Genomic DNA, 23,367 nt, shown 5'->3' on the forward strand with positions numbered 1-23,367 from the left:
CCGAAATGAACCTAAGTCTTTTAAGTATAATAATTTATAAGGAAAATAAGTTGTGAGTTTTTCTAGAAAACAGTATTAAAGTACCCTATAAAACTTTTGTTTAAATGTATAGTACTTCATCATAAACTACTATTTATCCAATAGGATACAGATAAAATAAAAGAATCCAAGGTGTCATATAGCATGCGTAATTTTACAAGTACACAAGCAGAATTAGGAGAAAACCCACTTCTCGGAGTCACGCCAATTGAACAAGTGAGACTCGACACATACTGCCGTGATGAAATAACCAAAACTCTTCGTGGTTTACAAGAAATTTATCGAAACAAAGTTTTACTCAAAGAAATCCAAGATGTTTTGTCTGAATTAGTTCCTAAAGGAACATCCTGGAATGATGGACGTAAAGGAATGGATCTCTGGGTTATTTTTGTTTTAGGCACTTTGCGTTTGAGCTGTAATTGGGATTATGACAAGCTCAAAAGTTGCTATGATTATCATCACAAAATTCGGGAGATCTGTGGAGTTGATCTTTTTTGTGATGTCGACATAGTTACAGGACGCCAAACAATACACGATAACGTTAGCCTTTTTACAAAAAAAATTGCCAATAAAATTAGTAAACTCGTAGTTGCTTTCAGCCATGAATTACTTTTCCCAGAAGAACGAGAATTACATAGTCGTTGCGATTCTTTTGTTTTTGAAACGAATGTTCATTTCCCCACTGATTTGAATCTATTAAAAGATTCTGTACGCAAAGTATTGAGCATCGGAGGCAAATTGGCTTCATCTTTGAAAATCACTGGCTGGCGTGAAGTAAAAAGCCAGCAAAAGAAATTCCATAGCCTTTATAATAAACTGAGCAAGATGCGTCACTCTAACTCGAAGAAAGAAGAGCGAAAGGAAAAACGTCGCTTAGAAATAGAGGAGATAATTAAGGATTACCTTAGTGTGGCTCGAGCTCATTTACTCAAAGCAAGAACTCTCCAGAATTCTTTAGATGAAGAGTGTCCCAAGCTTCAGTTAAACATGGATTACACGGACTTATTCATTAAGCAAATAAGTCGTAGAGTTCTTAATGGAGAGACTATTTCACCCGATGAAAAGGTGTATTCGATTTTTGAACCTCACACAGAATGGATATGCAAAGGAAAAGCTGGGATTCGTCAGGAACTTGGCGTGAAGGTATGTGTAGTTGAAGATCAGTTTGGCTTTATTCTCGACCATAGGATCATGAAGGGCGAGCAGGATAAAGACGTGGCGGTTGAAATGGTTCGTAAAAGTAAGGAGCTGTACCCTGGGCTGACATCGATGAGTTTTGATAAGGGTTTTTATTCAAAGGTAGATAAGGATGGTCAAAATAATCACTCCCGCATTGAAGCATTAGAGGTAAGAGCTCACCTCCCTGTAAAAGGTCGCCGAAATAAAGCTGCTCAAGAGCGTGAAAGTAAGGAGGCCTTTGTCGTCGCTCGCAAACAACACCCCGCAGTTGAATCAGCTATTAACGCTCTTGAAAGTCATGGTTTTGACCGATGCCCTGATAAGGGTACTCCTAATTTCGAACGTTATGCCGCTATGGCGATAAGTGCCAGTAATATCCATCATCTTGGTGCTATCATCATGGCCAGAGAAATCAAAGTCCTACGTAGAAAAAGAAAAAGCGCTTAAAGCTCTTCATAATAATAAAAACGCCATTCACGGCGTACTTTCTCCTGCCTTGACTTAGTGAATAAATAGAAAAAAAGCCTTTGTTCTGACGCCTAGGCCTTAAAAAAATGATAATACTATGACTGCACGACACGTATAACCATATTTTGAATTTTTATATTAACTTAAAATCATCAACAAACTCATAAACACTGGGTTTTCGGTCACGCACTAACTATTTCAAGCTAAACTGGCATACAATTAAAGCTGTTGAAAAAACATATTTAAGTAAGAAGTACAGTAAAATCTCTTTGAAACATATTAGTTCTATTGGCATCGATGAAATCCATATGGGAAAACGAATTGGCGACAAAGGCTATTTGACAATTGTGCGAGATCTAAAAAGCGGGGCGACTTTATTTGTAGGCAAAGGAAAAAAGGGGGAGTGCCTAGATGGTTTTATGAAAAAACTGAAATCCAGTAAAGCGAATATTGAGTTTGTCGCTGTGGATCTAGCTCCATCTTTTACAGCATGGATTAAGGCTAATTTGCCTCATGCTATAATTGTTTATGATCACTTTCATGTCATCAAACTTATGAATGATAGGCTAAATAAAGTTCGAAGAAGAATTTCCAGAGAACTGGAAGATGAAGACAAGGGTGAAATCAAAGGTCTGCGATGGAAGTTTAACAGAAACAATGAAGACCTTGAAGAAACCGCTCAAGCTGAAATAAAACAATGCTGCACCTTGTTTTCAGAACTGGGTATTACATACGCTTTAAAAGAAGCATTGAGAAGATTTATCGTATCAAAGATTTAGTTTCGTTGAAATGCATTGCATATTGGTTTGAAAAGCTGACTGTAGTAAGTCTGACTATTCTATGCAAAACATCGCAGCATGCAGCGGGATTTAGCTTTTGAAACAAAATACGTCAGCATATGAAGATTTATAATAGATCGCTGTACAAGCAGGCATATGGTTACCGAGATGAAGAATATCTCATACTCAAAATCTTTGATTTGCCTAATCTAAAAACTCGTCAGACTCTATGATCTTTTACAGATAAGTGCGAAGAGGCTTTTTTAGTACTAATAGATCTATGTTTATAGAAGTTTTGTCGACTCATTTTTAAATACTCACAGAGTTGCATAACAGTGAATGATTTGTTCACTACTCTGACTCTCCAGACAGCTTCGCATCGACTTTTTTTTTGAATGCGACTTTATCTGAAACACCGAACTTATCACACGCTATATCAAAGTAAGCTTTATTCATAACATCACTTATAGCTAGTTCAGTTACTGTTTTCTCTAACTCAGCAATATGCTTTTTAAGAGCTTTAATCTCATCAATATCATTTTCTGATTCCACTTCAATCACCTTTGGTAACAAGTCTGTTCTACCATACTTTTTGACCCAGGCTCTTACTGTACAAGAGCCTGATATCCCATACGCTTGGCTCGCTTCTCCACAGCTTATAAACTTACCTTTGGAGATTTCGTTTACCACTTTTTGTTTAAATGATTCACTATATCTTATTGTATCTTTCATGGGTTCTTCCTATTTTAGGTGACAACCTATATTAGGACAAGACACTGTGGATAATGCCCTTCCCCCTGAAACCTGTGTCCTGTAACCCAAGCCGAAGGCGCAATCCAAGGCAACTTGTTGCCGCCACCCAAGCGTCAGCGCAACCTGTCTATTCAATCCATGGTTAAACTATTTGTCTAAATGTGCAAACGATAACTTAGGACTCAGTCCGTAAACTCAGCACTTTAGTGCGTCAACTCAGCCAACTAGTTTGGCGTTCCCTAAACGAGCGCAGCGATCAAAAAACTAGCACGCTAGTTTTTACCAAATCCAACTTGAAAGCCCCATGAAAATAAGTATTGTCCTTTCGCTAATCACTTGCCGAAGTGGCGGAATTGGCAGACGCAGGGGATTCAAAATCCCCCGGCTTCGGTCGTGTGGGTTCAAGTCCCACCTTCGGTACTACACTAAGCCCTAACGACTTACGCAAGTTGTTAGGGCTTTTTCTTTGCCTCGTTTAAAACGTTGACCAGAATAGACTGACCAGAATTGCCAAACGTTGACCAGAATTAAGTATCTGAGGGCTTCTTTTTTGCCCTAATGACTTCTGACTTTTTAACTTCCTTAAGTTGAACCTTTACTTCATTTGATAACAATCTTGCGTAGTGAGCTCTAACGACTTCAGGGCTATTGCCCAATACAACCGCAACTTCTTCTACTGTATAACCTGAGCGCAGCATAAGTGAGCCCATAGTATTTCGCAAGTTTTTTACTTTCATTCCATGAGCTGCTAAAATATCACGATTCGCATTACGTCCTATTTCATCAGGCACCCATTTCTCATGATGAGTAATATTTATATCTCTTGTGATTTTATAATCACTTGGTAAGGCAAATAATATCTCGTCGCCCGCATGGTTGTCATCAATGAACTTCAGGATACGTGGTAACAGATATTGTTTATCTACATTGACGGAGCGTTTACGATTATCTCGTTTTGTCCCTCGATGTTGATTAGCTTCAATAAACAAAAAATACTCACCGTGGATTTCTTCAAAATCACTCCTAGTAATTCCTGACAACTCTTTGGGACCAATTCCCGTATAGGCCATAGTTGCTAAAATCCCTGCCCAATAAGAATCACAAGAGTTTAAGACACGTTCTACTTGTGGTACATCATACCAAATTATATCGAGTTGATCTTTGCTGTATTTCTCCAAATCTTTAACCGGATTCGGTATTCTATACTTCTTGGCTGCCCAAGAAAAAAATCGAGATAATAAAGCACGAACTTTTACTTTTCGGTTATTTAGTGATTTGCCTTTTTGAACTAGCTTTGCATCCACTTCAATGAAATCATCAATATCGTCCCAGTTGTAATCTCCCACATTTTTCGTAGGGTACATTACCTGTATTTTTCTAGCGTAGCGCAAATAACCTTTAGCACTATGGGCTGTAACTTTATCTCGGATATACTTATCAAAATCATTGATGGCTATATCCATAGATACAACTTTTGCCGATGCGATCTTGGCTAAGGTGGCTTTTTTCAAAGATTCATATTCAACTTCAATATGTTTTAACCTAGTAACTTCAGCTTCGAGATAAGCATTATGTTCTAGTAGTCCAGCGATGAATGCACAATCGCCTTCTTCCTTTGCTTGCTTCGCATAATCATGGATCTTATCAGGAACTGTATACGGTCGCTTCTCTCCGTAATACAGTTCATATACGACTGGATCTAATTCTTTATTACTTGAATCATTTATATGAAGTTTCGCTTTAGTTAAACGATCCAATTGGTTTCGACGATACTCAGCTTCACTCTGATCTTTAGTTTTTAATGATTTATTACATCTGATATTATCAACATTATAAAACTTACAAAACCACGTTTGGCGCGGTTTATAGAGCGAAGCTTTTTTAGGTCTTCCCACACTCATGACTAAACCTTTCTCTTACGTCCCTGACTTTTCTTTGTCGGGTAGATCAATTGACCTGGACTCCATGTCCCAAGCATCTTTGCTATAGACTGATCATCACTCTTTTCAGAAACTTGATCTATATCACATAGAGTGGTTATTTCGGTACATTGAGTAGAGTCACTAGTTATTCTAGCGTCATCGGCCTTACTCATTTCATGAGTGTCATCGGTGGTTTTTTTATTGTTTTTGTCGGTATCCATAAGTAATCTCCTACTGGATTCTCAAGCTCAAAAAAGCTGCATCTGTTATTGAATAGGTTCCCGAAACTTCAGTTCAAATCACCAACGATTTTTTTAACGAGGATTCATTTTTTGGTCCAATGATCTTCAAAATATATCGAGTAATTTTACTGAGGGGGACAGAATTACTGCAAGAGTTGAATGAGGAATGATCCGTAAGGTTCACTACCGATCATCGCTAACTTCGCAGTGCTCTTTGTTAGAGATTTTAAAAACGTAGGGAGTAAATGGTGTTTTGTGCTCAACGCATCAAGTGAAAACTCATTAGGCCTAAGTCCTTTGTTAGAAATTCCAAAAAAGCAGGGAGTAAAAAATTTCGGCTTACCAAATCATTATAATTAATTTCGATTTGGCCAATGAAGAACAATCTCTAATTACTATGGATTTGTTCCTTACGCAGAAGAGTTACCTCCGGGGAAATTCAGGGCATATCAGGATAGATAATCGCTACCTTAAAAGGCACATATTCGTCTATATATATTCACTGGTAATATCAATAACTATTGGAATGCCAGCATGAGTATAACTAAACGACTCAAGGTCGTATCTCAGCCCGGTCTTGGGCATTACTCCACACCGCGAATAAACTTCAGTGGAAAATATCTTTCTGAATCGGGATTCACAGTGGGAGATGAATACAGCTTAAAGGTCACAAAAAATAAAATCACCATAACAAAAATAAAAAAGGAACAGCACCATGGCTAAAGCAAACACAGAGAAAGTAAATGAAGAGCAAAATGAAATCTCAGTGAATGAAGACGTAGTTGTAACTCAGACTGAAGAAAAGAAGTACACCGAGACGCAAACTCATCAGCGATGTAAGAATGTATGCACGATTTTGCGCTACCTTGATAATGATGGTAAAAAGCTAATTTCTTCAGAATTCTTCTGGTCCCAATATGGTGATGAAGAAGGAAAAATGTTTGATGAGCTTTTAAATAATTTACTGGATGTAAAAGATAAAATCAGGGCTTACACCGTAAACTTAAAGTTATTAGAGATCGAGAAACTAACTGGTGTTAAAATCGATCCATCTACTCTTCAAGTTAAATAACCTCTCTCGATGATCTAACCACCAAGGGTGTCACTTATGTGATGCCCTTTTTTTGTCCAAATAAGTAAAAGGTATATCTAATGAAAAAGAATAATCCGAATGAATTTTTTATTGTTTGTATAAGCCGTACCGAAATTGAGTCATCATCAACTAGACGAATCATTAAGCTCTTTAAAGATATGACTTATAATCACGCTAAGCGTTTTATGAATAAAGTGGAATTAACAGTCTCAGGCTACGACAACGATCCGCGTGAGTTATGTGAGGTTCAGGATGTACGTGATTTCATGGCTAAATTAAAAGTTGAATTCAACAGCTTCTTCTTCCTGCTAAACTTCCATACCCTAAGCCAACAATTTGTCATGTTCTCCACTTGTGACTGCGATAGTCAGGATGGTAAGATTTTTATATCCGAAGAAGAAATAGTTCGTTATATGCTAGATCAATTCAATGAATTAAATATGTTGGAGTTCGAAGGCGTAATCACACCAGAAGATAATCAGCTCATATCAGGCTTAGCTGGCGATTACTTTTCGAATCCACCGCATCTCTTTTAATGAAGTGGAAAATTCCGAAGAGCAAGCAGGAAGTAGTTGTTCGTGTCGTCGTGATAGTTATTGAGGTGGCGTATGAAGCTGTAAAGAGTATTCGGAGGAATAAACGGAAGAAGTAAAAGCTTCTCCATCCATATAAAACTACTGTTTTTATTATTCATAATCATCAACGAAAACCCCCTCTTAATATGGATACTACTGTCCACATTAATTCGCATAGGGGTTTTCGTTCACAATCAAAAAAATGAGGTATATAAAATGGTCTATGCTTATTTAAGAAGATCGACTCTCAAACAAATTGAAAGTATAAATGCTCAAGAACTAGAGATCAGAAGATTCGCTGAAGCTAAAGGACTAACTATTGATTCTATCCTATCCGAAACGATCAGTGGTAAAAAGGCTGTAGACGAGAGAAAGCTCAAGGAACTGAATGATAAGCTAGTTTCTGGAGATACTATTATTGCTGCTGAGCTAAGTCGCTTAGGTCGTTCAACTATTTCAGTTATTCAATTGATCCAAAGTCTTATCGATCGTAAAGTCCGTATTATTCTGGTCAAAGAAAATATTGATATCAATGGTGATCATGACATGTCGTCTAAGGTCTTGATTTGGGTCTTCTCAATGATTTCTGAGTTAGAGCGGACAATGTTGAGTGTGCGTATTAAAGAAAGTTTAAAGTACCGCCGCGAACAAGGTGTCGTACTTGGTCGCCCAAAAGGCTCCACGTCCAAATCCGTGCTCGATGGCAAAGAGTCCATTATCAAAGATTACCTGAACAAAGGGATCTCAATAAACTCAATGAGTCGTTTGCTAGAAGTTCACCCCGGCACCGTCTCCTCGTTTATAAAAAGCCGAAAGTTACGAGAGTAGCTTTTATAAGAAGTATGGATGATTTATTCTCTCCACTCTTCTTTTTATTGAACATTTTTAATTTTTATATGAAGTAATTATCATTCTGAAGCTTTTTATGAATAATATGATATTTGAATCTCACCTTAATAAGGTAACTTAATGTATGATTGATTACATTGATAAATACCGAATTGAAAAACTTTTAGGCAGAGGTGGAATGGGAGAAGTCTATCTTGCTGTAGACTTAGATTCAAACACTAATGTTGCGGTAAAAACTTTTCATGTTGACCTAGACGATACAAGCCAGCGTATTGATCAGGAGATCAAAGCACTATTCAAGCTTCGGCATCGCAACATAGTCAAAATGCTCGATTTTGGTAATGAGAGTGGTATGGATTATATAGTATTTGAGTATGCCTCTACAGGGACTTTAACTGATTTAATGAAAAATCATGGAGGAAAACTTCATCCTGAGAAGGCCGTGGAACTTATTTATCAAATTACGCTTGGACTTTGTTTTGCTCATGACAAAGGCATAATTCATCGAGATATTAAACCTGAAAACATTTTGATTAATGATTTTGGCGATCCTGTACTTACTGATTTTGGAATTGTCAAATTTCAAAATCAAAGTTCAGTCTCCAGTGGCTTAACTGTCACAAATACAGCTTTAGGTTCACCGCATTATATTGCGCCAGAACAAGCGATGAATGCAAAAAATGTATCTAAGCAATCCGATATTTACTCTCTAGGTGCATCATTCTATCATATACTTACTGGTTTCACTCCTTTCTCGAGTGAGGAATGTTCGCCTGTTCAAGTTATGCTAAAACATATACAGGAAAGGTTAATACCACCAAATAAACGTTATGAGGAGATAAGTCATTCTTTGAATAGTGTCATTTTAAAAATGATGGAGAAAAACCCAGAGAACAGATACCGGAATTGCAGTGAACTTATATTAGATTTAGAATTACTTCGAGATGACCTCTATGCACAAGTCAATTGTTTACAGGATTATACTGAAAACACAAAAGCACTTTCAAGCAACAAAACTAAATTGCTCATCTCATCTCTAATCGTTGCCATCGTCATACCTCTGTTATTTATACTATTCTCGGATAAACCAGCCCCACCTCAAAAACAATCTCCTGACGCTGTAAACAGAGTCTCTAAAGTAGGTATAACTACAGAAACTGAAAGCATAACTGAGCTCCCACCTACCAATAAAAAAACTAAAGAAGTAAGAAAAGATCCTGTATTGAGCGAAGAAGAACCTCCAGTTCAAAACAAACCAACTACATTTAGAAATAGAGTTACAAAGACAGACAACCCTGCTGAAATTAAAATAGGAAATGATAATAAGGCCTCCAGAACTCAGGGCTTGAATCGACCTATTAACAAAGCTAGGCAGCAAACACTTAAAAAGAAAACAAATTATGTAAATAAAGATATTGCAGCTCAATCTAAGGATATTGATCAGCTTAGTAAATGGATGCCTTTTGACAGTGACTCACAAATCTTTACTAATCGTACCAACCAGCATTGGAAGGATATACCTAATGGATTTAATGGCTGGTCATTTACTCAAAACATGGCTCATAGAGGCATATCTAATTTTCAAGTAAAAAATGAAGGAACTGTCTATTTACTTGTAACAGACCGATGGGGTGGCGGTGGAAGTATTAATCCCCAACTCCGACAAGAAATGATTACTCAACGAGAATTCTTGAATTTAGGTTGGCAGGTAGAGCTCCCTGTAAATACCAAAGAGGGGCATACTACATTCACAGTTTATTCGAAATACTGTAAAGCAGGTGAGATATTGAAATACCGAACTGAAAAATATATTGCTCCGATGCTTTTAGAAAAAAAATGAACTTTTTTCTTAAAACTTTGCAAGATTTTAAAAAAATCTCCGAGATGGGTTAAAAACACAAGGAGATATCATGTCGTTCACAACCCGTCATTCATTAATAGCCAAAGTCCTTAAAGGAGATGAAATTTCTTGGGAACAATTTGACCAAGACTACCGCCCTCTAATTATTATGCGTGGTCAAGATAGAGGTTTATCAAGTAAAGAGATTGATGATCTTATACAGGACACCCTACTTAGTCTTTTCAAATCCAAGGAAAAATTCATTTTTGATAAGAGCAGAGGCAAATTCCGAAACTATTTTAAAACTATTATTGATCGACGGGCATTTGATATTATGCGAAGGCGCCCTCCGATCGGCGAAGATTATCAAGATCACAAAGACTCTCTTATTTCTTCTGCAAATGATTTAGAAAATAGATGGGAATCTGCATGGCAAGAGATGGTTTTAAATGAAGCCATTGAACAAGTCAGAGTTCAGGTTAGTGAAGAAGCGTACCAAATCTTTGAGATGAGCGTTGTTAAAGGCTTTGAAGCAAAATATATCGCTAAAACATTATCAATCTCAGTAGATGCTGTTTACCTCGCTAAACATCGCACTCTCAAAAAGGTTCAGCAGATAGTACAATCTCTAAAGGAGAATGAACTATGAGACACATCACATATAAAGAACTCGAAGACCTAGCTTCAGGTAAATTTCTTTGGAACAAGTTCTTCCTTAAAAAACATATCAAGCGCTGCAAACAATGCTCAGCTGCTCTAGCTGAAACAGAAGCCAATATAGACCTGCAAAAACAGATTAACTTCCTCAAAAAGTAGTTCATCCCTCCAAGTTTCAGCTTAATAATACAGGTGAAATGTATCCACAGAAAATCGTGGTTCCATTCACTTACTATGTGACTTATTAAATGAAAACATTCCTACTCTTCTAGGAACACGTAACAAAAAATTTAGGATTATCTAATGACAAAATTAATTAATATATTTTTCATAGCCATAACTTCATCTATTATTACTGTATCATGTAGCTCTGAAAAGGAATTAACTGCTAAACAAAAAGTAGTTGATACTGAACAAAGAGTTAATGCTGTAGTTGAAGATATTCGTGATATTGACATTACAAATATCATGAAAAAGATTGAAAGTAAAACTAGTACGTTCATGAGATTTGATGAGATGATTAATCACTTTTCAACTCATTCAGATGCTCAGTACACTATTGTAAAAATGGTCAGTACTAAAGACCCATCAATTTATAGTATCTTTTTCGCTTTTAACAAAGATGGCAAACTCGAGGTTTTTGAAAACATCACTAATAGCTCTTTAATGATACTAACTAAGTACTATGGAAAATCTGAATATCTAAAACAGATTGAAAAAATTAATGATTTAACAAACTATCTAACTCCTATAGAATCTGAATATAGAGAAAATCAGACAGAGAAATATAAAATGGCTTCCTTGCCAGTAGATGTTTCAAAGTTTGATATTCAAAATTTACTAAAGTTAGATGAGAATAACCAGATAATTATGGAAGTTGTTAATAATCAAAAAGAACTCATCACTAATGTCGAAAAAAGACATACTCAACATCTAATTGAAGTCAAACGTAAAAATGAAGAACGTATAACTAAATTAACACTCGAAAATACCAAGGCTAAAATTCAATTTTTATCTACTGGAGCTAACGAACAGCTCGCACTTCGTAACTCATTAACAGCTTTTAATAAAAAAGAATCAGACGATTTCTGGGACTCTCTATACATTGATTACTCTTGTATATCAGCAAAGCAAGTTTTTTATACATCAACAAAATTAAAAGGGATAAGCCATGAGGAAATAAACCTTATTCGAAATACTTATGTAAATCTTTTAAAAATAAAAGACGATCAAAAACACTGGATCGAAACAATTCGAAAAGAAGGCAGTACTCACACTAAGAAATATAACCAACTTGTTCAAGATTATAAAGATCTTAAGGCAATGAAGGAATTAGCACGTATTGAAGCAGTAAAAAATGCTCAAGATGATTTTAAAAAAGAGTTTATAAAAATCAACAAAATGCTTAAAGAAGGCGATAAAGTAGAAATACGTAACTATCGTTTTAAATATACTGGAACTCTTAGAGATATATCTACTACTTTCGTAAGAATTGGACCTCATTTATTATACAGAAGAGATATGCCCAAGGAGTATGAACTTAAAATTTATCAAGATACTTACGATAAGGCTATAGATAAATACTGTAGAATTCAAAGTATAAATTTAAAAGAAGAACTCAAAAAGAAAGATGAGATTCTACTTAAAAGTCATAAGCTTACTCAATCCATAACTGATACTAAAAATGAATTAAAGTATCTTAGAGAGTGGTACAATAAATTAACCAGGTATAAACCAGAACCTTTTGATTTAAAATTAGAGACTATCACCGACTACGAGATAAAGCTAGGGTACAATTTTCTTAAAAATATCAAAGCTAAATCTGAGGATATATAATATGGACATCGCACAAAGTATCAACTTTAGAATAGTTAACATCTCAAAATGGCTTTTGTTGTTAATGTTCGTAGTATCTATGGGGTATGGTGGTTATTACCTTTATAAAATGTATGATCAAGAAAAATCATATATTAAGGATCATGCAAAGCCTTTCTTTGCAGAAGACAGACCTGATTTGGTTATGCCTTTAAGAAACGATTATGAATCAGAAGAAGAATATGATTTAGACTTTAAAAGGTATCAGGAGGATACCATTTACATGATGAAAGATACTGCCAATTTAGAAAAGAAGATCGCAGAAACACAAAAAATAATTGATAATGAAGAAATAGAACTTAAGAAATTAATGAAATATCGGTCTACATTTAAAATCAAAAGTAGACCACATGTTACGAGACAAAAAGAAGCTATAACCAAACTTGAATATTATGAAAAAAGTTTAGGCAACGCAGTTAATTATAACGAACGGTTAATTGATGAATACAATGCTAAAATCACCGCTATAGAAAGTAAATATTTTACTTATACTTGGGCTTATGTCATCTCTTCAATTTTAACTTATTTTATTTATGCTTGGTTATGCTCAATTCATTATATGGTTAATATGATAGTGCAAAATGGCATAAGGCCGCAACGATTGGCTGGGGATAGAAATCCAAGTATTTTAGGTAAACAATAACTTAATCATATACAGAAGAAGGTTAGTATCGTTTTGTTGATGCTTCATGAGCCCTTATTCGTATCATTCATATAAAAACAATATTCTTACACATCTATTGTATTAAAAGAGAGAAGCCACATTGAGCTTCTCTCATTTTTTTTAATCACGTCCAATAACTTCTCGCAGGTTAAGTTCCTTTTTCTTTTCTTCCTTAAGGAATTTCTCCACTGCTTCAGCGGTGATAGATTTCAAACTTTGGTTCCTTTCAATTCTCAAGCGATTAATCTTACAATATAAGTCGTCAGGTATAAGGGCGTATAGTCTTCTCATCTTCTTCTCCTTTATACATTTGTTCTCAATCATAAAAGCTTAATTCATCGATCTTAAAGTAATTTCTTCAATAATCGGCAAATCACTTAATTGCCTCTGGTCTATTAAGTTTTTGCGTGTTTGATATTTAGCTCTAAATCCATCCACACCCAAAATCAATACCGCATCAGTTGCATCCTGAATACTAATTTCTTGCTCCGCGGCAATGATCTTTATTTGTCTATGTATGTATTTATCACTTGATATTGTCACTCTTTTCTTCATCTTCACTTTCTCCGTTTTATAGTTTGTTCTCTACCAAAACGAAATCGTGATTGCGCACAATGAAGTAACGTTTTACATTCGCTAAAACTGCTACAAAAAAATAACGGAATCGAGGTTTTCTATCCGATTTTTATTATATATAAATCGGACCCCAAAATTGAGCCCCATGAGAGTGAGTACATTAACGGATTTCTTTTGGAGTCCACCCCCTTCTAGTCTTTAGGACTTTATACATCATTTTTTTTCAGGATTTATTTATCCCTCCACCCTAAGTAAAATTTAAAACCATCATTTTAGATGAACTTAGAGCCAAATCGTATTGGGTCGCGTAATTGCGGTTTTATTCCCTTAGCTAGTTAAAGAACAGAAAAAATAGTTAATTGAACTTTTACGCAATCGTTTAGGTTTCAGACTTAAGCAAGAACTCAACTTTCGAGGAGCTAGTAAAATATTCAATATTAACATTTAATTCTTGTAAAATTCGTATCTGAAGAAATTTCTAATGACACCGAGAATTATTTTTTTAGTTAAATGAGAAGTGATCGAGATTTGGTTAAAAAAAGTAAGGGGGAGCTAATAAAAAGAATGTTTAAAAAAAAAGAGTATTAAAATAAAGAGATCAGAAGATTAGGAACCAGCCTTCCTTGCCTGCGGCGAAGGCTCTGTCCTATTGAATATTACGCTGTTACATTTTATAGCTTAAAAAGATGCCTTAAACACCTCATAAACAGTACTTTGAATATAAAACAATCATCCTCTATTAAGGCGTCCTTAATTGCTTATGAACTTCAGGTCGGATTTTCGATATATTTAACTAAAAAAATATCAAACTTCATCTATTGTCACTTGTTCCATATCCACAGGGATAACTCTTCCTGTGTACATCTTACTTGCTTTCTCCATCAATGCTTTAACCTTCAATGCCTGGTTTTCAGTACCCGGAAAACACCATCCATCATGAAGGGGGATACCTAAGCTTAAATCCATTCCATGAGGACTCACCGCACTATCCAACGCATTGAAAAAGAATTTGGCGTTTATAGTTTTAAGAATATGTTTTGGATATGTCTTATCAGCATTTTTCAGAAACTTTAAATAATCACATTGAAACAATGTACAAACACTGATGAGTAGATCCAAGTAAAATATATAGTTCCAACTTCTATTTATTTGGGGGATGTCTTTTTTAAATAAAATGCGCGATCTTGTGCGGCCGTGATTTATTGCCGAAATCCACTCTTTAACATAAGGTCGCTTAAGTTTATTTTTTAATGTTGAATTGATGATTTCATGAAGGCGTTTGGCGATTTCAGAGTGTGGCTGTTCGCTATTCCATAATTTTTCTATGACCTCCGGTACTTCCAACAACGCTATGTTTTGATATAAATAATCGGTATTATAACGAACTTCAAATAAATCATGAAGTGCCAGTATTATACTGAAGTATAAAAATTCTTCTGCTGATTTTGTAGATCGACCAGTATCTATAAGGTTATACATCGCTTCCCAATTTTTTGTGGAAACAATTTCTGTAATACAAACTTTTACCTTATCAAGAGTTAAGCGTCGCTTAGATCTCTCAGCAACATGTTTAATCAAAGCTTGATAAAGATCACCATAAGGAATTACTTTAGATTCTAGCAGCGCTAAAAGAACATGAAATTCACATCCACTATAATCTAGGTACCATACGCAGTTTATAGAGTTAACAGGTATCAAAGCAGTCCGTGCTTTTCTCGGAAGATTACAGACCGGACCACTAGAAGCAAAAACTCTTCCTGACAAGCTTTGATTATATGTATTTGCATGTACAGGGATTAAATCAGAATTTGTATAATTACAGCCGATGGCACTAAAAGTACTTTGCATTAATCGGTATTTTTCGTAATCGCATTTTTCACGGTCTAATATATTCAAAAAAAATTTAAAACTGAAAATAAGTCCAGTATCCCCTTGTTGATATTTTTTCATTAGTTGCCCTGTCCAACCCAAAGGAACACCTGATTCATTATTTAATATAATCTGACATGAGAAGTCTCTTTTAACATACTTGTGAGTCTTCACCCCATTTAATGTTGTGCTGTGATATCCAAGCATAACTGCTTTATATAATAAGACTTGAGGTAGGTACCTGTGTTTCTCCGGTGGTTTATTCTTAGCCTCTGACTTATAATGACATCTATTATCAACACATTCGATTAGCTTGGCCTCACACAATGCTTTGGCTACCTTACCAAAAATCCGCTTTCGATATGATGGTTTTTTATCAAAAAAAGCGCCCTTGGGTGTCGTGTGCAAGAGCCTGTTACATATTTCAAAAGCTAGTTCCAATTCACTCGTGGTCCCTTTTACACCTGTATTAGCAAAAGTAGCTTTTATTGCTATATACAAATTCCTACTATACGTGAATTGACCTGTACAATTCCCAGCTTCCAATGTATTGGCTTTTCTGCTCATATTTTTGTTCCTTCGATTTCAGCTTGATTCTCTTTCTTATTTCAGTTACTTTTTTATCTGATTTAGGAAATTGATGATCTTTTTATTCTTCTCCCCTTGATTATTCGTTTATTATACTTTAGTTTAAGTATATAACGAATACGTCTTAAAATCAAGGAACCTAAAAATGAAAATAACAACTCCACTCATTGCCGCGATCAAAATCTACATGGATAAAGAAGAAATCAGCCAAAATCAACTGGCTCAATTAGTCGGAGTTTCGCAGCCTCAGATAGCTCGATGGTTAAATGGGACTGCCTCGTCAATGCGAGATAGCACTTATAAAAAAATTCAGCCTCTTATAGCGCATGAGCTTCGGGTGCATGAGCTTATTACTATACTTAAGAACGAAGATTCAATAAAGGACTTAACTCGTATTGAGTCTTCCGCACAGATGGATCTTATACATAATATATCTCACCCCGATTGCGTTTTTTATAAAACGAACAAAGTACTTAATGAATCAAGTATTGTATCCGGCGATCTCATCATCGCGAAAGATGTAAAATTGCTGCAGGAGCAAGACTTAATTATTATTGAACTCAAGGACAGTACTTTATTACTTGGCCTCTATAGCTATGATCCCAACTACATCTACTTAACCGCCAATAGTGAAACGCAAAGATACCGGCGCGGTGAGATTGCCGCAAAGAAAAAATGTGTCGGTGTGGTCAGGTCTTTTTAAGGAAAATGAAAAGCTTGACTACCATAGATTTAACTAGAATGTTCGCATTCATAATTATAACTAGCCCCAATCAGTAAGGCCGAACCAAGGGTTCAATTATAAGTAGATTTCTCGAACTCCACTCGGGATAAATTATAAGATAACTATATACCCAGGATGTAAGGGTTAATTATCAACAAGCATCTTAGACTTCTCTTTGAGATCAAATTAGTTATTGACTCGTATCTATTACAGAGTCCCCCCCTATTAAAAATCATGCTTACCACAGTTTTTATAAAAAAATAACTTTAAATCAAGGATTAATAATGAATTACGCAACACTAATACAACAAACACTGAATGCGCTGGGTGTGCCTTCATCCATCGCAAAAGCAATCGTGAAATTCGAGACTACTCAATGGAAAAACAAAACAACCACAAACATCATTGAGCACTTTGGAAAAATGTTAATAAGGTGGCAGGCAGACAAACGACTTACACACATTACTCATGGCAAGCTCGCCATCCTTCATTATTACTTGATTTATCAAGCTATTCACTTCGGAAAGTATAAGCAATTCCGAACATTTGAGGATTTTCTGCTACCGCAAATTAATCTAATTAATTACCTTGCTGAAGAAAGTTATGCTTCCGGTTGCCATCATATCCGTTGTAAACATTTAACTATATGGGCTAACCTTTGCAAGCTCAATTATCGTGACCCATATTACAAAGCTGCAAATTATCAGAATATCGCTGAGCTTATTATCTGTAGCAACGATTTTTTGCCGGTGTATCAGACACTCCGTGATATTTGTCCACACCATTTCCCAGTTGAGCCGTCAGTTCTGCTGATGCGGTGCCTGATGGATTACCATAAAAAACGTTTAACATATTGTGAAGATATACTGGAAGACCTTCATTATCTGAAGATGAATCATTCTTCAAGTGAGGACGAATGTAGTCATTAAAAACCTGATTATAATCCAGCTATTTTCATGAGTGGCTGGATTCTCTCACACCTCATTGAATCAATTCACATTACGGAACTTAAATATGAAAAATAACACTACTATTATTCAAAGTGAGAATGAATTAATCAAAGAAATTCTAAATGACCTTTGGTTTACGACGGATCTCAAAACCATTAGTTCCTATCAAAAAAGCAAAATGTATAAACAATCTATTTTGGAGAAGTTAAAAACTGTTTTAAAAAATGAATGTGCTACTGATTTTGATGACTTTCCACAAGCTCTTAAATTTAAGTTGATACTGATTTGCGAATTTTATAGAATCGCTTTCCAGAATCACAAAAAACTGCATTATTCATCATTTGATAACAGCGTGATCCATATGCTTTGGTGGCTAATAAATTCCCATATGCATGTACATAATATCTCAGACAAAAATTGTATTTTACTATGGGAGACGATTCAGCCAATTTTAAATACGGTTGACGTATTAGAAATCACTGATTACGCATCTCTATGGACATGGAAAAAATTATTTTGGATTCTAGATGATCTCATCGAGTTTTTTAATTTCTCGTATTTGGTCCACTATACAAAATATTTTTTACTTATGAAACCCTTGCCACACATTCCATATAATGACCAATATCATTTACCCAATATATTAAGAGAAGTCATTCCCAACTATGGAGATTTCCATGGTGATTATTGGATCGATAATTTGATGGTTGACGCTCTTGATGTTCCAATCTCAAGTGATCAAGAACGAGTAGACTTTATAGACTTAGCAAGAGATACATTCATAGGCCATATTCCAGATGAAATAGTTGCTAAAAAAATGGTTTCAGAACTCTCACACTATATTTGTCCTGATCGAGATAAAATCACTTTTTACACTGATGAGAATGCTGGTGACTTAGAAGATCTACTTGATGAGTGGGAAGAGGAAATGGATGATTACGGGATATAAAGATCAAATTTGACTAGAGGCTAAAGTCAAAAATAGCCAGTCCACTTATACTGCCAAGTTTAAGTGGGCTTTTTTGTCTCTAACTCAATTTTTACACGCATTTTTCAACGCTACTTTTTATTTGAGTTAGCTTCGATTTACATAAGCCTTTGATTAGCCTTGTAATATAGTTAAAACACACCGAGGCATCGCCATTACGCCATTGTCTAAAAAATCGTCAAGGCTTGTATTTGAGCTCAATTTTGAAACAAGTCGTTTTATTTCATAACCAACTCTTACGTATACGTTCTTGCTGCCACCTTAATCAAGAGGCCTTAGGCGCGCCTAGATGAGCTTTAAACGGCTTTGGGTGCGCTGAGTTTAGGCTTGATGGTTTTGAGGTAGTGCCTCATCTTTTTGTGATCAAAGTCTTTTACCCACGTTCGCTTTTGCGTGCCATCTTTGAACCAGAAAATGACTTCGTTCCAGAAGACTTCATCACCATTGCCTTCGCCCTTATAGAGTACGGTCACGAATTCTTTGACTCCATCATTATTGACATCTTCTTGGAAGATCTGGGCTACACCGCCGCCACCAGTTCCAACAAACTTGGCATAGTCTTGGACTTCATTTGACCAACCTTCAGTTTGGAACTGAATTGACCAAGTTTTGTTTTCGCAAGTGACTCGGACTTTGGCTTCTGAGCCCTCATAATTCTCAACACAAGTAAACTCAGGTTGATGACTAAAATCACCTCCTACGTCTTTCAGTTCTTCTGCACAGACCAATGAAGACAGGCTCATAAACAAAACTAAATTCCTGATAATACTCATAAAGTTTTCCTTCTCTTAAATTTTATATAATTCTATTAACATGTGTTTATCTCACTGGTGGATATGGGAGCGAGCCGAGGTTCACGTCTGAGCCCTCGTGAACTAGGATATCGATAATGCAGTTTAGGAAGGGTTGTAGGACGAAAAGGCATAGCATGAGCGTGTGACGATTCATTTTAGACCCATAAGTCGCGCCACCATGAACAAGTTGATTTCGCATTAGGTAGATTCTCAATAAGACTTGTTTGAGTACGACATCTTCCCCCTTACGGCGAAAGAAACTAAAGCTATCTTTAAATGTGCTTGAACTCTGATCTTCACCGAGGTCACGCCAAAAGCTCTGTTGAAGGAATTTACATTGAAGCAATTGCTCCATTTGCCATTTACTTTCACCGAGGAATTGCTTGATCTTATTCTGTCGATCAATGCGTAAAACCTGTTGAAGAAACTCAGTCATGCTCTCTTTCTCAGGAAGGAACTGGTTTGTGTTAGCATCTATACGAGCAAACAGGCTATTGAAGGCTAACCACGCGGATAAAAACGCTTCATCTAGCGAATCATTACCTTGATGAGGCTCAATTCTTGCCGCCCAAGAAAAGCAACGATGTAAGCGTATACGAAGGTTTTCTTCAATCTCGTAATCCGCACAGACCTCTTCCCAATCACTTCGACACTTTTCTATTGCTCTATCCATTCGCTTACACCATGGTAAAATTTTCTTTTAATAGAGTGGGTTCACCGCTCCAGCTATAGGCCATCAGCGCCTTGGCTCCGCTATAATCTAGACAAGCAATTCGTTCATTAATCGGTGCTGCCTCATTTTTAAAAGTGTAATGCCCCACAAGAGTCAAACCCGTATTAGGTAAACCTATAAAACCCTCTTTCATTTGTCCAAAATCAAATTCAACATCTTGAAGTGATGCTTGAGATACCTCAGGCACTGTGAGTGCTATCTCCATGGAACTCTTTACATCGATTAAATCTGGCTTACTAAGCCACCACTGAGTACGGATTCTCGAACGTTCATTATTTCCTTTATCCAAGAAACACTTCCCTTCTGGTAAACCAACTTCTTTGCCCTTAAGTAAGTTTTCAATGGCATTGTATTCCTTACTATTCTTTATCGCGGAAGCGTAAAGGAATTCATCGTCTTTCAGGGCGTGTGCACCATAATTATTTTGTTGGTTTTCTAAGAAGCCTATATACTTTTCATCCCAACAGGCATGAACAATATTAAGTCCTTCTAAGTTCAAGTAGATCGGCAAAGATCGAAACCATTTTAAGTACGTCTTCCATTCGGACTCATGTTCTTTAAAAGCCAGTAGTGTTTCTTGATGTTGGGTGAGATTATTACCCTCATTGGCGCGCAAAGGAGACAAACCTGAACGATCCATAGTATGATAACAAATCGCATTGTACTCATGGTTCCCTAGCACCGCCAGAGCGGTTCCTTCATCACACATCGACTTGGCTATTTCTAAAACTTGGCGAATCTTTGGACCCTTATCAATAAGATCACCAATAAAAATCACTTGCCGTCCTTGTGGGTGACGATACACTCCTGAAATTTTCTGATAACCTAACTTCTTCAGCAGTACTTCCAGTTCATCCGCATAACCATGAACATCGCCAATAACATCGTATTTATTCATTGTTTCTCTTTGATTTGATTTCTCTAGGTTAAAACTAACTGTTAAACTATTTCTTTCCTAGTAAATAGCTTCTACTTTGAATACAGATATCGAAAAAACTTAACTAAAGAATAGGTTTACACTTCCTTTATAGGTATACGCCATTCGGCCAAAATACAAAAATGAGTAATGGAACGTATTATGACTAAAGAACAGCACATCGAAAACTATCTTAAAGCCGAATATCAGGTTTTTGATAAAGAACTTACAACATCGATAAAAATAGGTATTAATAACCCCCAGTTAAATTCTTTTCTAAAGGCTTCTAATCATAACACTTGGGCCTTTATAACTGCGTGGAATCCTTATTCTCTAAATGAAACAACCGATACCGAGAATCACAGTCGTAATCAAACGCTATTAGAGGATTTAAACGTACAAGATATACAGGTTATATCAGGAAAAGGTATAGATCCCTCTGGAGAGTATTCCGGTGAAGATAGTTTTTTAATTACTGGAATATCTCGTGACGATGCTATTCAACTTGGCCAGAAATACCAACAAAATGCTATTGTCTTTGGGGAGATATATAAAAATCCTGAGCTCATTTGGACTCGAGATTAATCAAGATATATAAAAAGTTGTCAAACGATAAAAAGCACAAAGACTCGTTTCGCATCTTTATTTATACTTGATCGTCTCCATTAACATGATACCTTTTTTCTTTATGATCTAATTTGGATATCAACTTGGGAGAAAACTTGTGGAAGATCGCTGGCTAGCTTCTGATGAAAAAAAGATGCCAGGCCACAAAGTTGGACGTCACTGGAAATTCAAAAAGGACGCAGTGGATCAATGGATTAAGGCCGGTGGAGCCTCAGAAGGAGGTAAGTGAAATTTATGGGAGGGATTTATGAATACTTTTGCTAAGTTGCTGCTAATAGCAACATCATTGTCCCCTTTGCTCGGGGCCGTGGCCATCAATAAATGGGCGACTAAACAAGCTTATTGGCAATGGCTAGTTATAGCGTTATTGCTTATTTTGATCTGTTGGGGGCTATTAACTTATTTAAGAACTAAGGGACCAGGAATCAATACTTTTACAATCAAAGAATTTGAAAGTAAAGACAAAGAAATGCTGGCATTTTTATTAACCTATCTACTACCGTTTATTTCTTCCGATAAGCTTTCTTTTACAGGCGAGTGGTTTACCGGCGCGTATATCATTGGCGTTATTTTCTTTACCCTTGCCCATGCAAATGCTTTTCACTTCAATCCTGTAATGGGCTTTCTGGGTTTTCATTTTTACAGTGTCAAAAGCGATGATGGACTAAGTTATTTACTTATTACAAAAAATGAAGTAAGAACGCCAAATTCTAATATAGATACAGTTGAGATTGCGCATAATATCCGAATAGAAGTTGAGGGAAAATAAATGTTACGTAACTTACAGTTAACCACTTATATAAAAAGAAATAATGAAGAGTCACTATTACGTATCCCAATTCACAGGGATTTACAAGAAAGCTTAGAAGTCTTGTGGACTGAACAATACCTTGCTTTTACCTCGGAGACACAGGAGGTTGTTTTTTCTGCTGGTTACACCCCTAATGATGATGAACGTTTTGTGATTAATGACTTTGAGCTCCTCGAACACTTAAATATTAGCCGCGAGCACACTCGTAATTTAACCTCAATAGCCTCCTGCGCTGACCAGCTCAATTCTGTAAAAGCGATAATAGCTTTTGCTCAAGATGAAGAAGGTAATGAGTTGATGCTTTTTCAAAAATTCATGAAGTCTCATATTATTCAACCAGGAAGATCTTTGTTCCTGGCAAGTGACACTTATACAAGCTCCAATAAACCAGGCTTAACTTTAGGGAATAAATTAGATGCGGTTGTCTTTAAAGATGAGCTAAAGCTTCTTTTTCAAAACTTCCGAACAACTAACGTTTTCTTGCCTTTAGGTGACTTCTATAGAGAAGTGACTGAGACTCAAATTATTGAAATTTTACAACATGATAATATTTCTATCGATAGACCTGAAGCTTTAGCACATAAAGCTAGTCAGTGGTTCAAAACCCGTTTTTCCATGCTTAAAGACTCTGGCGTTTTGGATAGCTACACACCTAGCCAAATAAGAGGTGATGCAAGTGGTTATGAGGTAGAAATCGAAATTGATACATCTGCGGGACATGAGCAAATAATATTCCCAACCGATAAAACCAAAGCTAAGAAGCTTTTACAGTTTTTGAATGAAGAGATTTATAAGGGTGCCATTACCCAAAAACTTTACGAAACAAACTCAAAGCGTGATGCTGAGTGATTTACTA

27 protein-coding genes and 1 tRNA gene are annotated in these 23,367 nt (G+C 36.1%); 19 read left to right on the forward strand and 9 right to left on the reverse strand.

The features are described from left to right. The first annotated feature begins 183 nt into the window (after window positions 1-183). Both LNTAR_RS05740 and LNTAR_RS05745 read left to right on the forward strand, forming a co-directional pair. A complete protein-coding gene (locus tag LNTAR_RS05740; protein ID WP_007277707.1) occupies window positions 184-1,665 on the forward strand; it encodes an ISNCY-like element ISLar7 family transposase in 1,482 nt (493 codons plus the stop codon). Window positions 1,666-1,955: 290 nt separating this feature from the next. Further along, entirely contained in the window at window positions 1,956-2,465 is a 510-nt protein-coding gene (locus LNTAR_RS05745) for a transposase (protein ID WP_274377919.1), read from the forward strand. 351 nt (window positions 2,466-2,816) lie between these two features. Here the strand turns inward: LNTAR_RS05745 and LNTAR_RS05750 are convergent, their stop codons facing one another. Beyond that, window positions 2,817-3,197 (reverse strand): transposase, encoded by a 381-nt coding sequence (locus LNTAR_RS05750; RefSeq protein ID WP_007277709.1) that lies wholly within the window; start codon window positions 3,195-3,197, stop codon window positions 2,817-2,819. A 359-nt stretch (window positions 3,198-3,556) separates the two neighbouring features. Between LNTAR_RS05750 and LNTAR_RS05755 the strand changes: the two genes are divergently transcribed. Next, a tRNA-Leu gene (locus tag LNTAR_RS05755) sits at window positions 3,557-3,638 on the forward strand. A 107-nt stretch (window positions 3,639-3,745) separates the two neighbouring features. On the opposite strand, the gene LNTAR_RS05760 is transcribed toward LNTAR_RS05755, so the two are convergent. Further along, entirely contained in the window at window positions 3,746-5,119 is a 1,374-nt protein-coding gene (locus tag LNTAR_RS05760; RefSeq protein ID WP_007277710.1) for a site-specific integrase, read from the reverse strand. Between the two features lie 2 nt (window positions 5,120-5,121). Next, window positions 5,122-5,361 (reverse strand): hypothetical protein, encoded by a 240-nt coding sequence (locus tag LNTAR_RS05765; protein ID WP_007277711.1) that lies wholly within the window; start codon window positions 5,359-5,361, stop codon window positions 5,122-5,124. Between the two features lie 555 nt (window positions 5,362-5,916). Here LNTAR_RS05765 and LNTAR_RS05770 point away from each other — a divergent pair. The 9 genes from LNTAR_RS05770 to LNTAR_RS05805 all read left to right on the forward strand — a co-directional run bounded on the left by LNTAR_RS05770 (window position 5,917) and on the right by LNTAR_RS05805 (window position 12,914). Beyond that, window positions 5,917-6,105 carry a SymE family type I addiction module toxin gene (locus LNTAR_RS05770; protein WP_007277712.1) on the forward strand — a complete coding sequence of 63 codons (189 nt, stop codon included), beginning with the start codon at window positions 5,917-5,919 and terminating at the stop codon, window positions 6,103-6,105. After that, window positions 6,098-6,454: a hypothetical protein gene (locus tag LNTAR_RS05775; RefSeq protein ID WP_007277713.1), complete on the forward strand. Its 357-nt coding sequence runs from the start codon at window positions 6,098-6,100 to the stop codon at window positions 6,452-6,454. The genes LNTAR_RS05770 and LNTAR_RS05775 overlap by 8 nt, the downstream gene beginning before the upstream one ends. 80 nt (window positions 6,455-6,534) lie before the next feature. After that, entirely contained in the window at window positions 6,535-7,011 is a 477-nt protein-coding gene (locus tag LNTAR_RS05780) for a hypothetical protein (RefSeq protein WP_007277714.1), read from the forward strand. Window positions 7,012-7,266: 255 nt separating this feature from the next. Further along, complete coding sequence (locus LNTAR_RS05785) at window positions 7,267-7,878, forward strand: recombinase family protein (protein ID WP_007277716.1); 612 nt, start codon at window positions 7,267-7,269, stop codon at window positions 7,876-7,878. A 145-nt stretch (window positions 7,879-8,023) separates the two neighbouring features. Then, entirely contained in the window at window positions 8,024-9,739 is a 1,716-nt protein-coding gene (locus LNTAR_RS25220) for a serine/threonine protein kinase (RefSeq protein ID WP_007277717.1), read from the forward strand. A 70-nt stretch (window positions 9,740-9,809) separates the two neighbouring features. Beyond that, entirely contained in the window at window positions 9,810-10,388 is a 579-nt protein-coding gene (locus tag LNTAR_RS05795; RefSeq protein WP_007277718.1) for an RNA polymerase sigma factor, read from the forward strand. After that, window positions 10,385-10,555 carry a hypothetical protein gene (locus LNTAR_RS27100; RefSeq protein ID WP_007277719.1) on the forward strand — a complete coding sequence of 57 codons (171 nt, stop codon included), beginning with the start codon at window positions 10,385-10,387 and terminating at the stop codon, window positions 10,553-10,555. Before LNTAR_RS05795 ends, LNTAR_RS27100 begins: the two co-directional genes overlap by 4 nt. Window positions 10,556-10,699: 144 nt before the next feature. Beyond that, window positions 10,700-12,232 (forward strand): hypothetical protein, encoded by a 1,533-nt coding sequence (locus LNTAR_RS05800; protein ID WP_007277720.1) that lies wholly within the window; start codon window positions 10,700-10,702, stop codon window positions 12,230-12,232. Window position 12,233: 1 nt separating this feature from the next. Further along, the gene (locus LNTAR_RS05805; protein ID WP_007277721.1) at window positions 12,234-12,914 is read left to right on the forward strand and encodes a hypothetical protein; all 681 of its coding nucleotides are present in this window, start codon (window positions 12,234-12,236) and stop codon (window positions 12,912-12,914) included. A 141-nt stretch (window positions 12,915-13,055) separates the two neighbouring features. Here the strand turns inward: LNTAR_RS05805 and LNTAR_RS27105 are convergent, their stop codons facing one another. From LNTAR_RS27105 to LNTAR_RS05815, 3 genes are all read right to left on the reverse strand, one after another. Continuing rightward, window positions 13,056-13,226 (reverse strand): hypothetical protein, encoded by a 171-nt coding sequence (locus LNTAR_RS27105; protein WP_007277722.1) that lies wholly within the window; start codon window positions 13,224-13,226, stop codon window positions 13,056-13,058. 39 nt (window positions 13,227-13,265) lie between these two features. Then, entirely contained in the window at window positions 13,266-13,490 is a 225-nt protein-coding gene (locus LNTAR_RS05810) for a hypothetical protein (RefSeq protein WP_007277723.1), read from the reverse strand. 825 nt (window positions 13,491-14,315) lie between these two features. Beyond that, window positions 14,316-15,947 (reverse strand): hypothetical protein, encoded by a 1,632-nt coding sequence (locus LNTAR_RS05815; RefSeq protein WP_007277724.1) that lies wholly within the window; start codon window positions 15,945-15,947, stop codon window positions 14,316-14,318. 166 nt (window positions 15,948-16,113) lie between these two features. Here LNTAR_RS05815 and LNTAR_RS05820 point away from each other — a divergent pair, with 166 nt between their 5' ends. The 3 genes from LNTAR_RS05820 (at window position 16,114) to LNTAR_RS05830 (ending at window position 18,591) form a co-directional block, all read left to right on the forward strand. Continuing rightward, window positions 16,114-16,671, forward strand: a complete 558-nt coding sequence (locus LNTAR_RS05820) for a helix-turn-helix domain-containing protein (RefSeq protein ID WP_007277725.1) — start codon at window positions 16,114-16,116, stop codon at window positions 16,669-16,671. 305 nt (window positions 16,672-16,976) lie between these two features. Then, window positions 16,977-17,621, forward strand: coding sequence for a hypothetical protein (locus LNTAR_RS05825; protein ID WP_040914362.1), 645 nt, complete (start codon window positions 16,977-16,979; stop codon window positions 17,619-17,621). Window positions 17,622-17,706: 85 nt separating this feature from the next. Then, the gene (locus tag LNTAR_RS05830; protein WP_007277726.1) at window positions 17,707-18,591 is read left to right on the forward strand and encodes a hypothetical protein; all 885 of its coding nucleotides are present in this window, start codon (window positions 17,707-17,709) and stop codon (window positions 18,589-18,591) included. A gap of 335 nt (window positions 18,592-18,926) precedes the next feature. On the opposite strand, the gene LNTAR_RS05835 is transcribed toward LNTAR_RS05830, so the two are convergent. From LNTAR_RS05835 to LNTAR_RS05845, 3 genes are read right to left on the reverse strand one after another with little or no spacing between them, the layout of a single operon-like run. Beyond that, window positions 18,927-19,403, reverse strand: coding sequence for a hypothetical protein (locus LNTAR_RS05835; RefSeq protein ID WP_007277727.1), 477 nt, complete (start codon window positions 19,401-19,403; stop codon window positions 18,927-18,929). 46 nt (window positions 19,404-19,449) lie between these two features. Then, window positions 19,450-20,097 (reverse strand): HEPN domain-containing protein, encoded by a 648-nt coding sequence (locus tag LNTAR_RS05840; protein WP_007277728.1) that lies wholly within the window; start codon window positions 20,095-20,097, stop codon window positions 19,450-19,452. A gap of 4 nt (window positions 20,098-20,101) precedes the next feature. Further along, the gene (locus LNTAR_RS05845; RefSeq protein ID WP_007277729.1) at window positions 20,102-21,055 is read right to left on the reverse strand and encodes a metallophosphoesterase; all 954 of its coding nucleotides are present in this window, start codon (window positions 21,053-21,055) and stop codon (window positions 20,102-20,104) included. 180 nt (window positions 21,056-21,235) lie between these two features. Here LNTAR_RS05845 and LNTAR_RS25225 point away from each other — a divergent pair, with 180 nt between their 5' ends. The 4 genes from LNTAR_RS25225 (at window position 21,236) to LNTAR_RS05865 (ending at window position 23,360) form a co-directional block, all read left to right on the forward strand. After that, window positions 21,236-21,658, forward strand: a complete 423-nt coding sequence (locus tag LNTAR_RS25225) for a DUF3293 domain-containing protein (RefSeq protein ID WP_007277730.1) — start codon at window positions 21,236-21,238, stop codon at window positions 21,656-21,658. 139 nt (window positions 21,659-21,797) lie between these two features. Next, window positions 21,798-21,929 (forward strand): excisionase family DNA-binding protein, encoded by a 132-nt coding sequence (locus LNTAR_RS26540; protein WP_007277731.1) that lies wholly within the window; start codon window positions 21,798-21,800, stop codon window positions 21,927-21,929. A gap of 18 nt (window positions 21,930-21,947) precedes the next feature. Next, the gene (locus tag LNTAR_RS05860) at window positions 21,948-22,469 is read left to right on the forward strand and encodes a hypothetical protein (RefSeq protein WP_007277732.1); all 522 of its coding nucleotides are present in this window, start codon (window positions 21,948-21,950) and stop codon (window positions 22,467-22,469) included. After that, complete coding sequence (locus LNTAR_RS05865; protein ID WP_007277733.1) at window positions 22,470-23,360, forward strand: hypothetical protein; 891 nt, start codon at window positions 22,470-22,472, stop codon at window positions 23,358-23,360. Window positions 23,361-23,367 lie beyond the last annotated feature (7 nt).

This window comes from Lentisphaera araneosa HTCC2155, from assembly GCF_000170755.1.
Lineage (GTDB): Bacteria > Verrucomicrobiota > Lentisphaeria > Lentisphaerales > Lentisphaeraceae > Lentisphaera > Lentisphaera araneosa.

Bases quoted from the DNA above. Each gene is read 5' to 3' on its own strand.
- LNTAR_RS05815 (WP_007277724.1), bottom strand. From the start codon at position 15,947: ATGAGCAGAAAAGCCAATACATTGGAAGCTGGGAATTGTACAGGTCAA.
- LNTAR_RS25225 (WP_007277730.1), top strand. From the start codon at position 21,236: ATGACTAAAGAACAGCACATCGAAAACTATCTTAAAGCCGAATATCAG.
- LNTAR_RS05835 (WP_007277727.1), bottom strand. From the start codon at position 19,403: ATGAGTATTATCAGGAATTTAGTTTTGTTTATGAGCCTGTCTTCATTG.
- LNTAR_RS27105 (WP_007277722.1), bottom strand. From the start codon at position 13,226: ATGAGAAGACTATACGCCCTTATACCTGACGACTTATATTGTAAGATT.
- LNTAR_RS05805 (WP_007277721.1), top strand. From the start codon at position 12,234: ATGGACATCGCACAAAGTATCAACTTTAGAATAGTTAACATCTCAAAA.
- LNTAR_RS05780 (WP_007277714.1), top strand. From the start codon at position 6,535: ATGAAAAAGAATAATCCGAATGAATTTTTTATTGTTTGTATAAGCCGT.
- LNTAR_RS05775 (WP_007277713.1), top strand. From the start codon at position 6,098: ATGGCTAAAGCAAACACAGAGAAAGTAAATGAAGAGCAAAATGAAATC.
- LNTAR_RS05845 (WP_007277729.1), bottom strand. From the start codon at position 21,055: ATGAATAAATACGATGTTATTGGCGATGTTCATGGTTATGCGGATGAA.
- LNTAR_RS05770 (WP_007277712.1), top strand. From the start codon at position 5,917: ATGAGTATAACTAAACGACTCAAGGTCGTATCTCAGCCCGGTCTTGGG.
- LNTAR_RS05800 (WP_007277720.1), top strand. From the start codon at position 10,700: ATGACAAAATTAATTAATATATTTTTCATAGCCATAACTTCATCTATT.
- LNTAR_RS05765 (WP_007277711.1), bottom strand. From the start codon at position 5,361: ATGGATACCGACAAAAACAATAAAAAAACCACCGATGACACTCATGAA.
- LNTAR_RS05830 (WP_007277726.1), top strand. From the start codon at position 17,707: ATGAAAAATAACACTACTATTATTCAAAGTGAGAATGAATTAATCAAA.
- LNTAR_RS27100 (WP_007277719.1), top strand. From the start codon at position 10,385: ATGAGACACATCACATATAAAGAACTCGAAGACCTAGCTTCAGGTAAA.
- LNTAR_RS05820 (WP_007277725.1), top strand. From the start codon at position 16,114: ATGAAAATAACAACTCCACTCATTGCCGCGATCAAAATCTACATGGAT.
- LNTAR_RS05825 (WP_040914362.1), top strand. From the start codon at position 16,977: ATGAATTACGCAACACTAATACAACAAACACTGAATGCGCTGGGTGTG.
- LNTAR_RS05750 (WP_007277709.1), bottom strand. From the start codon at position 3,197: ATGAAAGATACAATAAGATATAGTGAATCATTTAAACAAAAAGTGGTA.
- LNTAR_RS05840 (WP_007277728.1), bottom strand. From the start codon at position 20,097: ATGGATAGAGCAATAGAAAAGTGTCGAAGTGATTGGGAAGAGGTCTGT.
- LNTAR_RS05785 (WP_007277716.1), top strand. From the start codon at position 7,267: ATGGTCTATGCTTATTTAAGAAGATCGACTCTCAAACAAATTGAAAGT.
- LNTAR_RS05810 (WP_007277723.1), bottom strand. From the start codon at position 13,490: ATGAAGAAAAGAGTGACAATATCAAGTGATAAATACATACATAGACAA.
- LNTAR_RS05865 (WP_007277733.1), top strand. From the start codon at position 22,470: ATGTTACGTAACTTACAGTTAACCACTTATATAAAAAGAAATAATGAA.
- LNTAR_RS05740 (WP_007277707.1), top strand. From the start codon at position 184: ATGCGTAATTTTACAAGTACACAAGCAGAATTAGGAGAAAACCCACTT.
- LNTAR_RS05795 (WP_007277718.1), top strand. From the start codon at position 9,810: ATGTCGTTCACAACCCGTCATTCATTAATAGCCAAAGTCCTTAAAGGA.
- LNTAR_RS05760 (WP_007277710.1), bottom strand. From the start codon at position 5,119: ATGAGTGTGGGAAGACCTAAAAAAGCTTCGCTCTATAAACCGCGCCAA.
- LNTAR_RS05860 (WP_007277732.1), top strand. From the start codon at position 21,948: ATGAATACTTTTGCTAAGTTGCTGCTAATAGCAACATCATTGTCCCCT.
- LNTAR_RS25220 (WP_007277717.1), top strand. From the start codon at position 8,024: ATGATTGATTACATTGATAAATACCGAATTGAAAAACTTTTAGGCAGA.